This is a genomic window from Massilia sp. H6 (assembly GCF_024802625.1).
Taxonomy (GTDB): Bacteria; Pseudomonadota; Gammaproteobacteria; order Burkholderiales; family Burkholderiaceae_D; genus Telluria.
Genome location: NZ_CP103371.1, coordinates 1105987 through 1118441, shown reverse-complemented (window position 1 = coordinate 1118441; position 12455 = coordinate 1105987). Strand labels below are relative to the sequence as shown.

General features: G+C 64.4%; 11 protein-coding genes and 1 riboswitch. Of the genes, 5 read left to right on the top strand and 6 right to left on the bottom strand.

Annotated features, from left to right (window positions below; all coding sequences use genetic code 11):
- Positions 1 to 6: 6 nt before the first annotated feature.
- Positions 7 to 477, top strand: a complete 471-nt coding sequence (gene trmL / locus NRS07_RS05005; protein ID WP_259211566.1) for a tRNA (uridine(34)/cytosine(34)/5-carboxymethylaminomethyluridine(34)-2'-O)-methyltransferase TrmL — start codon at positions 7 to 9, stop codon at positions 475 to 477.
- A gap of 54 nt (positions 478 to 531) precedes the next feature.
- Here trmL and NRS07_RS05000 read toward each other — a convergent pair whose 3' ends face one another.
- The 3 genes from NRS07_RS05000 to NRS07_RS04990 all read right to left on the bottom strand — a co-directional run bounded on the left by NRS07_RS05000 (position 532) and on the right by NRS07_RS04990 (position 3876).
- Complete coding sequence (locus tag NRS07_RS05000; RefSeq protein ID WP_259211565.1) at positions 532 to 2652, bottom strand: prolyl oligopeptidase family serine peptidase; 2121 nt, start codon at positions 2650 to 2652, stop codon at positions 532 to 534.
- A 135-nt stretch (positions 2653 to 2787) separates the two neighbouring features.
- Positions 2788 to 3081: a hypothetical protein gene (locus NRS07_RS04995; protein ID WP_259211564.1), complete on the bottom strand. Its 294-nt coding sequence runs from the start codon at positions 3079 to 3081 to the stop codon at positions 2788 to 2790.
- 150 nt (positions 3082 to 3231) lie between these two features.
- Entirely contained in the window at positions 3232 to 3876 is a 645-nt protein-coding gene (locus tag NRS07_RS04990; RefSeq protein ID WP_259211563.1) for a PEP-CTERM sorting domain-containing protein, read from the bottom strand.
- A 275-nt stretch (positions 3877 to 4151) separates the two neighbouring features.
- On the opposite strand from NRS07_RS04990, the gene NRS07_RS04985 reads away from it, so the two are divergent.
- From NRS07_RS04985 to NRS07_RS04975, 3 genes are read left to right on the top strand one after another with little or no spacing between them, the layout of a single operon-like run.
- Positions 4152 to 5363, top strand: a complete 1212-nt coding sequence (locus NRS07_RS04985; protein ID WP_259211562.1) for an efflux RND transporter periplasmic adaptor subunit — start codon at positions 4152 to 4154, stop codon at positions 5361 to 5363.
- 5 nt (positions 5364 to 5368) lie between these two features.
- On the top strand, positions 5369 to 6571 hold the full coding sequence (locus NRS07_RS04980; RefSeq protein WP_259211560.1) for an FtsX-like permease family protein: 1203 nt from the start codon (positions 5369 to 5371) through the stop codon (positions 6569 to 6571).
- Entirely contained in the window at positions 6564 to 7301 is a 738-nt protein-coding gene (locus NRS07_RS04975; protein WP_259211559.1) for an ABC transporter ATP-binding protein, read from the top strand. Before NRS07_RS04980 ends, NRS07_RS04975 begins: the two co-directional genes overlap by 8 nt.
- 148 nt (positions 7302 to 7449) lie before the next feature.
- Here NRS07_RS04975 and NRS07_RS04970 read toward each other — a convergent pair whose 3' ends face one another.
- The gene (locus NRS07_RS04970) at positions 7450 to 9237 is read right to left on the bottom strand and encodes a S8 family serine peptidase (protein ID WP_259211558.1); all 1788 of its coding nucleotides are present in this window, start codon (positions 9235 to 9237) and stop codon (positions 7450 to 7452) included.
- 97 nt (positions 9238 to 9334) lie between these two features.
- A riboswitch (cyclic di-GMP riboswitch) is annotated at positions 9335 to 9422 on the bottom strand.
- A 417-nt stretch (positions 9423 to 9839) separates the two neighbouring features.
- On the opposite strand from NRS07_RS04970, the gene NRS07_RS04965 reads away from it, so the two are divergent.
- On the top strand, positions 9840 to 10562 hold the full coding sequence (locus NRS07_RS04965) for a PEP-CTERM sorting domain-containing protein (RefSeq protein WP_259211557.1): 723 nt from the start codon (positions 9840 to 9842) through the stop codon (positions 10560 to 10562).
- Between the two features lie 63 nt (positions 10563 to 10625).
- Here NRS07_RS04965 and NRS07_RS04960 read toward each other — a convergent pair whose 3' ends face one another.
- Entirely contained in the window at positions 10626 to 11099 is a 474-nt protein-coding gene (locus NRS07_RS04960; protein ID WP_259211556.1) for an adenylyltransferase/cytidyltransferase family protein, read from the bottom strand.
- Positions 11100 to 11105: 6 nt separating this feature from the next.
- Positions 11106 to 12287 carry a PilT/PilU family type 4a pilus ATPase gene (locus NRS07_RS04955; protein WP_259211555.1) on the bottom strand — a complete coding sequence of 394 codons (1182 nt, stop codon included), beginning with the start codon at positions 12285 to 12287 and terminating at the stop codon, positions 11106 to 11108.
- Positions 12288 to 12455: the final 168 nt, after the last annotated feature.

Sequence of the window (12455 nt, the reverse complement as noted above, 5' to 3'; positions counted from 1 at the left end):
AACGCGTTGTTCCACGTCGTACTGGTCGAACCTGAAATTCCGCCGAATACCGGCAATGTCATCCGCCTGTGCGCCAATACCGGGGCGCAGCTGCACCTGGTCGAGCCACTCGGCTTTGCGCTGGACGACGCCAAGATGCGCCGTGCCGGACTCGACTACCACGACTACGCGGGCATGAAGGTGCACAAGAACTGGGAGGCGTTCATGGCCGCGGTCCAGCCCGACCCGGCGCGCATGTTCGCGCTGACCACCCACGGCTCGTCCCCGTTCGCCGATGCGCGCTTCGCGCCGGGCGACGTGTTCGTGTTCGGCCCCGAGTCGCGCGGGCTCGACCCTGCCCTGCGCAACAATTTCGCCCCGGAGCAGCGGATCCGGCTGCCGATGATGCCCGACAACCGCAGCCTGAATCTGTCGAACACGGTCGCCGTGGTGGTGTACGAGGCCTGGCGCCAGAACGGCTACGCCGGCGGCGCCTGAACGCGGGCTGCTACCCCATGTCCAGGTCCAGGTCCAGGTGCAGGTGCAGGGTCGTTATTCCCCTTGCGTCTGCGCCAGGATGAAGGCGAAGGTATCGGCCGACTCCTGGTCTTGCTGCGCGCGGGTCGAGCCCATGCCGTGGCCGGCGTCGAAGTCGACCCGCAGCAGCACTGGCTTGCCGCTGGCGGTGGCAGCCTGCAGGCGGGCCGCCATCTTGGCCGGGTGGAAAGGCGCTACGCGCGGGTCGGTGACGCCGGTGGTCAGCAGCACCGCTGGATATTTCACCCCCTCCTTCACCGCCTGGTAGCTGTCGATGCTCCTGAGCGCCCTGAAACCGGCGCGGTCGGTGATCGCGCCCCACTCCGGCTCTTCGGCAAAGCTGTTCTGCTCTGCCACGTAACGCAGCGGATTGTGCCAGCCCACGCCCGATACCACGGCCGCGAACAGGTCCGGGCGCTCGGCCAGGCCCATGCCGGTCGGGATGCCGCCGGCCGAGCGCCCGCCGATCGCGGTATGCCGCGGCGCGCTATAGCGCCGGGTATGCAGGTCTTCGACCACGGCGATCAGGTCGCGCCAGGTATTCGGTTTGTTCTCCAGCTGGCCGGCGCGGTGCCAGTCGCGCCCGTACTCGCCGCCGCCGCGCACGTTGGCGAAGCCTACGATGGCGCCCCGGTCGATCAGCGCCAGCGCGCGTCCGGCAAAGGCCGGTGTGTAGGCTGCCGCGCCATAGCTGCCGTAGGCCGAAATGAAGGCCGGGTTGCGGCCATTCTTTTGCAGGCCTTTCTTGTAAATCAGGCTGTACGGAATCCTGGTGCCGTCCTTGGCGGTGGCGAAGCGGCGCTCGGTGGTGTAGGCGCTGACGTCGATCGCCGGCCTGGGCGTAATGCCGGTGTCGGCGACCTGGCCGTCGGCGCCGATGCGCCAGATGCCGGTCGGCGTAAGCCAGCCCGACAGCAGCATCAGCGCGCCCGGCGCGTCCGGATCGGCCACCAGGCTGCCCACCGTGCCGTCGAAGGGCAAGGCGATGTTGGCCAGCTTGCCGCTCGCGTCGAGGCGCAGCACCTTGCCGATGCCGCCGTCCATGGCGCGGATATACAAGCCGTCAGCGGCCCGGCTCAGGTCCTGGAGCACCAGCTTCGACTGCGCCAGCACTTCGCGCGCGCGCGCCAGCGAGGGCGCGGCCGCATTGGTCTTGAGGACGCGCCCGCGCGGATGGCCGCGGTTCGACAGCAGGTACAGGTCGTCGCCATGCAGGTCGGCATAGGTCACTTCATCGCTGAAATCGGCCACCTTCTTCCAGCGCGCCTTGCCCTTCAGGACGTCTTGCAGCGGCGCGACCAGCACCCGCTGCTCCTGGCGCACGTCGGCCAGCACCAGCAGCGCATGGCGCGAATGCGGCGTGGCGACAATCAGCGGCATCTGGATCTTGTCGTAGCTCACGGCCGGGTCGTGGCCGCGCGCCATCAGCACCAGGTCCTTGGACGGATCGTCGCCCAGGCGGTGGAAACGCGCACGCGAGTCGAGGAAGCGCTCGGGCGTGTTCACCTTGCCGGTGAGCTGGTTGTAGAAGAAGCCGGAACTGTCCTCGAGCCAGCTCGGGCTGGCGCTCTGGGTATCGGCGATACGCTCGGGCAGGATCGCGCCGCTGGCGACATCCATGATCTGCAGCACCGAATCTTCGCTGCCGTCCTTCGACAGGCCGACCACCAGCTTGCTGCCATCGGGCGAGGCGCTCCACCAGTCGAGCGAATAATGGCTGGTGGCGGTGTCGAGCAGGGTCGGATCGACCAGCAGGCGGCTCTTGCCGTTTTCTTGCACAAATAGCTTGAAGTTGTTCGTGCCGGCCGGGCGTTGCTGGTAGAAGGTGCGGGCGCCGGCGCGCTGGACCGCGGCCGGCGCGGTGATGTCGCCAGACAGCTGCCCGATGCGCTTGAGCAGTTCGGCGCGCAGCGGCAGCCCGTCGAGCACCGAGCGCGCATGGGCGTTCTGGTTCTTCAGGAAAGGCAGCCAGTCCGGGTCCTTGTCGTTCTCCATCCAGCGGTAGCGGTCGAGCACCTGTTCGCCAAAATGGGTGTCGGTGACGGGTTCGACGCGCGCGACGGGCGGCGCGGCGGTGACGGTAGCTGCGGCCACCGTTAACATGACGCCGCTAAATAGACGGGCAAGGCCGGGCATGGGGTCTCCTCTGGAATATTAATATTGCAATATTGCCATAACCAGAGTCGCATGCCTCGGTAGTTGGCCGCGTGCGGAGAAACCCGCGCCCGGCACTGGCCAAATCGCGTCTATCCGATCGAAGACGATCCCCTGCTAGCGCCCTACGCCAATGCCGATGCCGATGCCGGAACCACGCCCGCCGCTGCCCCAGCCGCCAAAAATGGATGTCGATACGCCGCCACGGTTGACGTCGTCCCTGGTCGCCGACTGGATAATGCAATTGCGCCAAGGATCGGAATTGGCGACAAAGCCGAGTTGCGTGCAGGCCGGCCCATAGCGCGCGATCATGCGCTCCATCTCGACTTGCTGCTTGCGTGCCTGTTCTTGCGGAGTCGTGCAGCCGAGCAGGCTCAAGACGCCGGCTGTCATGAATATTAACGTGCGCATGGGGATTCTCCCTGGATGATCGATTAAACCAACTTGAGGCTGGCAAGCCATGGAACGATCATACAGTGGGCGAGGTATTGGGGCGCGCGTGCGAGGCCGGTGCTGTCGCCCAGGGCCGCGGGGCAGCCAGCGCCGGTCATCGATGATTACCTAGGCGCGAGCGGCCCGCTTACGTCCGCGAAGTCCCAGTACGGCAAGGCCCAGCCCTAGCAAGGCGAACGAACCCGGTTCCGGCACATCTGCGGCGATGGCATCGATTTCCTGCACGCGCACGCCGGCAAAACTGCCAAACGTGACGCCCTGTTCGACTTCGTAGCGGAACCGGCTTGCGGTCACATTGCGGCCGAACCGAAAGGCTGCTTCCAGCGCATCCTGGGCCGGGGCAAGATCATTGAAAGTTTGCGCATTGCCGTAATTGGTATCTACGCCAACGTCCACCAGTGTGGTTTCATACACGCCGTCGTTATCAATGTCGGCCAGGAAGCGAAAAGCGCTCATCGAGCGTCGATTGCCGAAAAACTCGCCATCGCTCTGCGCAAACAAGTGAATGCCCGACAGGGTCACCGCCGCTGCCGTTGAAAAGTTCAAGAAGCCCGTGGTTCCGGCAACGTCGGTACTAAAGAAGGTAACGCCAAACGGGTCTACCAGCGAGCCGTCGAATGAACTTGCAGCATGCGCGCCGCCGCTGAAATCGTTAATGCTGGCGCCCGTGAAGGCATCATCGGTCGAAACCGTCCCTGCATGGACAGCGACTGCGGCAAATGACAGAACGCCGAGTGCGATGGTTTTTTTCATTAAAGTCTTCATGTGAATCCTTTTGCGTGGGTAGCACTCTCATTCGGAGTGAATCTACCATGAAGCAAAAAACATTCCACACCACAAGTCATTGATTTAAATCAGTATCGATATCGGCGCTACCGCAGGTGTAATTTTCTTCGACAAAATCCGTTTCATCCATGAGCATGTCATGGCCGATGGTGACGCCCCCGAGACTGCTGGCATGCCGGCACCGGGAATTTCCCCCCATGCAATCGGGTAAAATTGCCCGTCTCATTCATGTCAGGGCGCCCGTGAAACGACCTTCCTTGCCTGTGATTGCCGTTGGATCGATCCTGGCCGGCCTGGCCTGGTGGAGCTGGCAAGGCATGCGCGGCCCGGTGCTGGACGCCTACCAGCTAACGGCGCGGCCGATGGTGCAGACGGTGGTGGCTACCGGCAGGGTGGCGGCGGTCTCGCGCGCCCAGGTTGGCAGCCCGGTCACCGCGGTGGTGCTCGAGCGCCGCGTGCGCGAGGGCGACGTGGTGCGGCCGGGCGACGTGCTGGCGATCCTGCGCGCCGACGATCTCGAAGCGGCCGTGCGCGAAGCCGAGGCCCAGTTGGCCCAGCTGCAGCAGTCGACCCGTCCGCAGGCCCAGGCCAGCCTGCGCGAAGCCGAGGCCAGGCTGGCCCAGGCCAGCCGCGAAGCCGACCGCCGCCGCAAACTGTTCCAGCGCCAGATGATCACCCGCGAAACCATGGAGCAGGCGGCGCAGGCCGAAACCGTGGCCCGCACCGCGCTCGAGCAGGCGCGCCTGACCGTTCAGGCGCTGGTGCCGGGCAATCCGGGCGAAGCCGCGGCGCGCGCCCGGCTCGCCAATGTTCGGGCCCAGCTGGCCAAGACCACGATCCGCGCCGAAGTCGGCGGCACTGTCCTGACCCGCAATGCCGAACCGGGCGACCTGGTGCAGCCAGGTCGCATCCTGTTCGAGATCGCCCGCAGCGGCGACACCGAGATCCTGGTACCGGTGGACGAAAAGAATTTGGGCGTACTGGCCATCGGCCAGCAAGCCACCTGCATCGCCGACGCCTATCCACTGCAGCCGTTCGCGGCCACGCTCGGCTTTATCGCGCCAAGCGTCGATCCGCAGCGCGGCACGGTGGAGCTGCGCCTGACGGTGCGTCCGGCGCCCGCCTTCCTGCGCCAGGACATGACCGTCTCGGTCAACGTGGAAACCGGCCGGCGCGCGCGCGCGCTCGCGGTCCCGAACGACGCGCTGCTGGCGGTCAACGGCCGGCAAGGCCAGGTGTGGGTGGTGGAGCACGGCCGCGCCGAACGGCGCCGGGTCGAACTCGGCCTGCGCGGGCTGGTGCAGACCGAAGCCAGCGCCGGCCTCAAGGCAGGCGACTGGGTGCTGGCCGACCCGCCCGCCACGCTGGCGCCGGGCGACCGGGTCCGCGTGACCGCCGCCGCCGTACCGGCCGACCCGGCCACGCGCCAGGAACTGCCGGTCAAGCTGGACTGATCGCGATGTGGCTCGAATGGACCATCGCTACCCGCTTCCTGCGCGAAGGCCGGACGCAGAGCACGCTGATTTTGGTGGGCATCGCCGTCGGCGTGGCCGTGATCGTCTTTCTCACGGCCTTGATCACAGGGCTGCAGGCCAATATCATCGGTCGCACCCTGGGCACCCAGGCCCATATCAAGGTACAACCCACGGAAGAATTCAACCGGGTAGTGCCGCCTGCCGTGGGCAGCACCGCTTTGCTGCTGGAGAGCAAACGCAGCCAGCGCCTGCGCTCGATCAACAACTGGCAGCAGGTGCGCGACGTGCTCGACACCCTGCCGCACATCAAGGCCGTCTCGCCGCTGATCTCGGGCCCGGCCTTTGCGCGCCGCGGCGCGGCGCTCGAATCGGTGGCGCTGGTGGGCATCGACGCCCAGCGCTACGGGCGCATTATCCCGATCCAGGACGACATCGTGGCTGGCAGCTTTCGCATCGGCGCCGGCGACGCCGTGATCGGCAAGCAGCTCGCCAGCGACCTTGGCATGCGGGTTGGCGATAAACTGCGGCTGGACGGCGGCCAGGGCCGCGAGAGCGTGCTGAACGTGGCCGGCATCTTCGAGCTGGGCGTGCGCGAACTCGATTCACGCTACGTCTACCTGGACATGAAGCAGGCGCAGTCGCTGCTCGACTTGCCTGGCGCGGCCACCGTCATCGACCTGACGGTGCACGACATCTTCGAAGCACGCGCGATCGCGGCGCGCCTGGCGCGCCTGACCGGATTGAAAGTGGAAAGCTGGATGGAAACCAACGCCCAACTGATGAACGCGCTGCGCTCGCAGAGCCTGTCGACCCAAATGATCGGCGGCTTCGTGGCCCTGAGCGTGGCGCTGGGCATCGCCAGCGTGCTGTCGGTGAGCGTGGTCCAGCGCACCCGCGAAATCGGCATCCTGCGCGCGATGGGCACGACCCGCGGGCAGATGCTGCGCGTGTTCCTGGTGCAGGGCGCGCTGCTCGGCCTGGCCGGCTCGCTGCTGGGCGGGTTGGCCGGCTATGGCCTGGTGGGCGCGTTCAATACCTTCGGTCCGAAGCTGTTCTTGATCCCGGTCGATCCCTGGCTGCTGGCCGGCGCCGCGGCCCTGGCAACCGTCACCGGCACCCTGTCGGCGGCGGTGCCGGCCCGGCGCGCCGCGGCCCTCGATCCGGTGCAAGCGATGCGCCATGTCTGAGCACGATGTCGCACCCGATCGCGGCCAGGAAGTGCTGCGCCTGCAAGGCTTGCGCAAGAGCTATAACGTGGGCAAGCCGACCGAAATCGAGGTGCTGCACGGGCTCGACCTGCGCCTGCAGCGCAGCGACTTCGCCGCCCTGGTGGGCGCCTCCGGCTCGGGCAAGAGTACCTTGCTCAACGTGATCGGCCTGCTCGACCAGCCGACCGCGGGCGAGCTGTTCCTGCTGGGCGAACCCACGCGCGGCATGGCAGAAGCCCGCCGCACCGCGCTGCGCGGTAGCGCGATCGGCTTCGTGTTCCAGTTCCACCACCTGATCCAGGCCTTCACGGCGCTGGAAAACGTGCTGATGCCGCTGATGGCCGCCAGCGGCAAGCCGACGCCGGCGCAGGCCGCGCAGGCGCGCGCCCTGCTGGCCGAGGTTGGCCTGGCCGGGCTCGAGCAACGCAAGCCCGACCAGCTCTCGGGCGGCCAGCAGCAGCGGGTGGCGGTGGCGCGCGCGCTGGTCACCCGTCCCGCGCTGCTGTTGGCGGACGAGCCGACCGGCAATCTCGACAGCAAATCGGCCGCCGAAGTCTTTCAGCTGTTGCGCCGCTTTAATCGCGAGTTCGGCTGCGCGGTGCTGCTGGTGACCCATGATGCGCGCTTGTCCGGACAGTGCGACCGCACCATCACCCTGGTCGATGGCAGCATCGAGAGCGATACGGCTGCTAGCCAGGAGCGGCGCTAGCCGCGGAACTGAAAGGGCTGCTTGCGCTTCGCTCACTGCCGTGAGCTTGCCGCCGGCCTCTTGCCCCTCGCGGAGTGCGCCTCAACGGCGCATCAATGGAAAACGCCCGGTGCAAGCACCGGGCGCGTGAGGCGACGACGCGCGTGGCTTAGCGGGTGGTGACGCTCACTGTGGCGCTGCCCACATTGCCGGCGGCATCGCGCACGGTGGCCTGGATCGTATGCGTGCCGGCGCCCGCCTTGCGGGTATTCCAGTTATACGACAGGCTGCCACCGGTGCCCTTGGCGACCACGCGGCCATCGACCAGCAACTGGGACGACAGGGCCGCCGCACCAAGGTTGTCGGTGGCGCTGACACTGACCGAGACGTTGCCGGCGACGGCGCCTGGCACCGGGTTGACGATACGAACGATCGGTGCGGTGGTATCCGGCGAATTCACGGGCGCCGGTGCCGCATTGGCGACATTGACCGCCACGGTGGCCGAGCGTCCCGCATTGCCGGCGGCGTCATAGGCGACGACGACCAGGTTGTTCATGCCGTTAGGCACACCGGCCGAGTTCCAGCTGAAGCCGTAGGGTGCGCTGGTTTCGCTGGCCACCGTGGTGCCGTTGACCTGCAGTTCCACCCGCGTCACCCCGACATTGTCGCTGGCGTTGGCATCGACGGCGACCAGGCCCGACACTGTGCTGCTGCCCAGCGGCGCAGCGATTGCTGCGAGCGGAGCCGTGCTGTCGACCTTCTGGACCGCGGCCTGTGCAGCCAGTACCGCTGCCTTTGCGTCGACCCGGCCGTAACCGAAATCGTTGTCGCGCCCGGCAGTGCCGAGATCGACCGCGCTCGAGAACAGCAGGCTTTCGACCTGGCTGGCGCTCAGCGATGGCGCTGCCGACATCATCAGGGCGGCCACGCCGGCCGCTACCGGACTGGCGAACGAGGTGCCGTTGACGGCGCCGTAGCCGCCGCCCATCTGGGTCGTCCATATACCGCTGCCGGGTGCGGACAGCGACACGAAGCGGCCAAAGCTGGACCAGCCGGCTCGGTTGTCATTGCTGTCGGTGGCGCCGACCACGATCATCGAGGCGTTGACCGCATAGCCCTGGTCGGTGCCGGTGTTGCCGGACGAAACGAACACGAGGCCACCTTTGGACTTCATGTAGTTGGCGGCGCTGGTCACCGAGCTGCTGTTGCTCACGCCACCGTAGCTGATGTTGGCGATACGGGCGCCATTGTCGGCAGCATGGGTCAAGCCGCGCGCGACAGTGCTGTACGACGCGTAACAGCTGCCGTCGGATTGGCGATAGGCAATCCGCACCGGCATGATGCGCGAGCGGCCCGCAATCCCGGCCACGCCAATGCCGTTGTTGTTGACCGCGGCGGCGGCGCCGGCGACCGCAGTGCCATGGCCGCACACGTCGGCCAGGTTGGTATTGGAATCGTAGACGTTGTAGCCGGCCACCAGGTTGGGGGCGAGATCGGCGTGGCCCGCATCGATGCCCGAGTCGAGGATGGCAATGGTCACGCCGGCGCCCTGCGCCGTGTCCCAGGCGCTACTGGCGCCGATCTTGCCGAGGTGCCAGGCGCTGCCGATGTAAGGGTCGTTCACGGCGAGCGTACTTTTCACCAGGCGGTCCTGCTCGGCCGACTTGACGTGCGGATTATGGGAAAGGCGCGCCAGCACCGCGCGTTCCGATGCGTTGCCCGGAAGATCGATGACATACAGGCCACTCTGGCCCAGTTTGTAGCGTTTGTGGCCGGGCACGTCGATGATCTTGTCGAACGCTTCCGGCGTCACGCCCTCGCGCAACGCGACCAGCACACGGCCCTTGATCAGACCAGGTTCTCCGGGTGGCACCGCAACTGCAACAGGGGCAAGGGTGGTGCCGAGTGCTGCAATGGCCAGGGCCAGCAGCGTAATGGATGGAGTAGAAGTTTTCATTGCATGTCCTGTTGGATGTTCTCAACAGGACTGCCGGCACGAAGCACACGCCTTTCCGACAAAGGACCGCAGGGCCGTAAGTCGGGAACGTTCTTGCACTGGCAGTCCTGCCGTCATGGGGCGTTGGCGCCCGGTAGACCGTGACTTTGCGTCCCGCACTTTCGCGCGGTTTGCCCTTTTCAGTTACTGCAGTAAATCTTAATCGCATTAATTCTTGAAGGCAACTTGTATTATCCTGGGTGTCGTTTTTTCACGATAAATCATCATCTGATATGATTTTGAACAATACTCTTGCCAACGAATAAATAAAGCACAATCTTAGACCATCAAAACTTATTGTAAATATTCATTTCTAGCTACCAACTAGATTCGCATCAATGTTGTCGACAATTTTTACAAACCCTTCTTGACGCTCTACACGCTTGCCCGTAACCACCTGATTTATATACTTTTAGTTTTGATGGTATGGAATATGCATTAACTGAAAATACACCAACGAGCGTATTGATAATAATCAACGATTTAATGCTCTTGGCATCATCTGTATCAATGGAAATGCGATTCTATTAAAACCAGGCAATGAATTCCTGAAAGGAATAATGATGAATCAAAGTAAAATCAAGCAGTTAATCGCTGCAACAGTATTGCTGGGCATTACCGCCACCGGTCACGCAGGCCTGATCAACCCGCTCGCTCCGAACGACGTGGTCGATTTGAGTGGAACAGGCTACGGTAACGTCAGCTCCCTCCTGTCGCTCAAGCCGAACGGAAACAACACGACCGCCACCGGCAGCGTGACCTGGACAGGCACTCAAGATGTCGTTGCAGGCAACGTCTCGCCCGGCGTCAGCAAGAATGCAACTTACTCCTTCGGGCAGTTGAATTTCGCCAGCGCAGCCGACCTGAGGCTGATCTTCAATCCCAATGAACCGGGCAACGCCGCTACCAACGGCATCACGCTCAACTCGCTGAACCTGACCATTTATTCTGCTACTGGCGCTATCCTGTACTCCACAGGCCTGGCAGGTCCGATCAACTATTCGGCAACCCAGGTCGGCAACGGCAATTCGGGCATTGTCTTCGTGTTCGACCAGACCAGCCTCAACGCCATTAGCGCCGGCAACTTCTTCGCCGCGACCAACCGCTTCGGGCTGGCGGCATCGGTGGCAAACGCGCAGGGCTCTCCCGATAGCTTCTTTACGGTGGCGCAAGATGAAGGCGGTGGAGGCAGCAACCAGATTCCCGAACCCGGCAGCATTGCACTGCTCGGCCTGGGCATGATTGGCATGACGGCGCTGCGCCGCCGCCGTAACGCCAAGGCTTGAGCGAGCCTGCACGCGCTCGCAACAAACGGGGCCCGCCAGTTCTTCAACCGGCGGGCCTGTGTTTCATCCCCTGATCTTGGCCACCAGCCTGGTGGTCGAGCGGTCGTGCTCGAAATCGATCGCTACCGCCCGCCCGCCATAGGCCAGCACCGCCTGCCCTTCGGGAATGGCGGTCATGTCGTAGTCGCCGCCCTTGGCGTAGATCCCGGGCCTGGCCTCTTGCACCACTTCGAGCGCGGTGTCCTCGTCGAACTCCACCACCAGGCTCACCGACTCCAGCGCGGCCAGCACCGCCATGCGGTCGGCCAGGCTATTGTGCGGGCGGTCGTCGCCCTTGCCCAGCCGCTTGACCGAGGCATCGGTATTGGCGGCCACCACCAGCGACGCCCCCAGTTCGCGCGCCTGCGCCAGGTAGGTCACATGGCCGCGGTGCAAAATGTCGAATACGCCGTTGGTCAGCACCACCGGCTTGGGCAATGCGGCGATGCGCCCGGCCAGTTCGGCGCGGGTGCAGATCTTGGTTTCAAAAGTAGGCATGAATGATCAGGTAGTTGGTGTGTCGTCGGGTTCTTCGTCGGCGGCCATCGACAGTTCGGTAGACTGGCCGGCGCCGCCATCGGGCCCCTTGCGCTGGCCCGAGAGCTTGATCTGCAGGCGCAGGCCGTTGGCCGAATCGGCGTTGCGGATCGCCTCGTCGTAGCCGATCAGGCCCTTGTTGTACAACTCATAGAGCGCGCCATCGAAGGTGACCATGCCCAGTTCGCGCGACTTGTGCATGATGTCCTTGATGTTCTGGAAGTTCCCTTTCAGGATCATCTCGGCGATCGTCGGGGTGTTGAGCAAGATCTCGATGGCGGCCTTGCGGCCCTTGCCGTCCTCGGTGCGCACCAGGCGTTGCGAGACCACCGCGCGCAGGTTCGACGACAAATCCATCAGCAGCTGGTTGCGCCGCTCTTCCGGAAAGAAGTTGATGATGCGGTCGAGCGTCTGGTTGGCATTGTTCGCGTGCAGGGTACCCAGGCACAGGTGGCCGGTCTCGGCAAAGGCGATCGCGTGCTCCATGGTTTCGGTGTCGCGGATCTCGCCGATCAGGATCACGTCGGGCGCCTGGCGCAGCGTGTTCTTCAGGGCGTTGTGCCATGAATGGGTGTCGACGCCGACCTCGCGGTGGGTGATCAGGCAATTCTTGTTCTTGTGGACGTATTCCACCGGGTCTTCGACCGTGATGATATGGCCGGCCGAGTGGCTGTTGCGGTAGTCGATCATCGCCGCCAGCGTGGTCGACTTGCCGGACCCGGTGCCGCCCACCACCAGCACCAGGCCGCGCTTGGTCATGACAACCTCTTTGAGCACCTCGGGCAGGTCGAGTTTTTCGAAATTCGGGATTTCGGAGGCGATCGTGCGCACCACCATGCCCACGCTTTGCTGCTGCACGAAGACGTTCACGCGAAAGCGGCATACCCCGGGCAGCGAGATCGCGAAATTGCATTCCATCTCGGCTTCGAATTCTGCGCGCTGGCGCTCGTTCATCAGCGACAGGGCCAGCGCCCGCGTCACTTCGCCGGACAGGCGCTGCTGGCTCAGCGGCTTCATCGCGCCCTGGTACTTCATGCTGGGTGGAAAATCGCTGGAGATGAACAGGTCGGACCCACCCTGGTGGTGCATCACGGTCAGCAGCTTGTGGATATAGGCCTGGGCTTCCGCCGGGCCGAAGGTCGAAGACATGAACGCCTCTCAAGAGCGCAGGGTGAAATCCTGCCCGGCAATTATATAGTCTATGATTCGACGGCGAAGATTCTCGCTAATGATGCAATTTTGTTGAAATCTGGCTGAATATACGCCAACATTGCGTCAGGATTGCCGTCAATACAGCCGCATAATCCTGGGACCGAA

Bases quoted from the DNA above. Each gene is read 5' to 3' on its own strand.
- NRS07_RS04960 (WP_259211556.1), bottom strand. From the start codon at position 11,099: ATGCCTACTTTTGAAACCAAGATCTGCACCCGCGCCGAACTGGCCGGG.
- NRS07_RS05000 (WP_259211565.1), bottom strand. From the start codon at position 2,652: ATGCCCGGCCTTGCCCGTCTATTTAGCGGCGTCATGTTAACGGTGGCC.
- NRS07_RS04970 (WP_259211558.1), bottom strand. From the start codon at position 9,237: ATGAAAACTTCTACTCCATCCATTACGCTGCTGGCCCTGGCCATTGCA.
- NRS07_RS04965 (WP_259211557.1), top strand. From the start codon at position 9,840: ATGAATCAAAGTAAAATCAAGCAGTTAATCGCTGCAACAGTATTGCTG.
- NRS07_RS04975 (WP_259211559.1), top strand. From the start codon at position 6,564: ATGTCTGAGCACGATGTCGCACCCGATCGCGGCCAGGAAGTGCTGCGC.
- NRS07_RS04990 (WP_259211563.1), bottom strand. From the start codon at position 3,876: ATGAAAAAAACCATCGCACTCGGCGTTCTGTCATTTGCCGCAGTCGCT.
- NRS07_RS04955 (WP_259211555.1), bottom strand. From the start codon at position 12,287: ATGTCTTCGACCTTCGGCCCGGCGGAAGCCCAGGCCTATATCCACAAG.
- NRS07_RS04980 (WP_259211560.1), top strand. From the start codon at position 5,369: ATGTGGCTCGAATGGACCATCGCTACCCGCTTCCTGCGCGAAGGCCGG.
- NRS07_RS04995 (WP_259211564.1), bottom strand. From the start codon at position 3,081: ATGCGCACGTTAATATTCATGACAGCCGGCGTCTTGAGCCTGCTCGGC.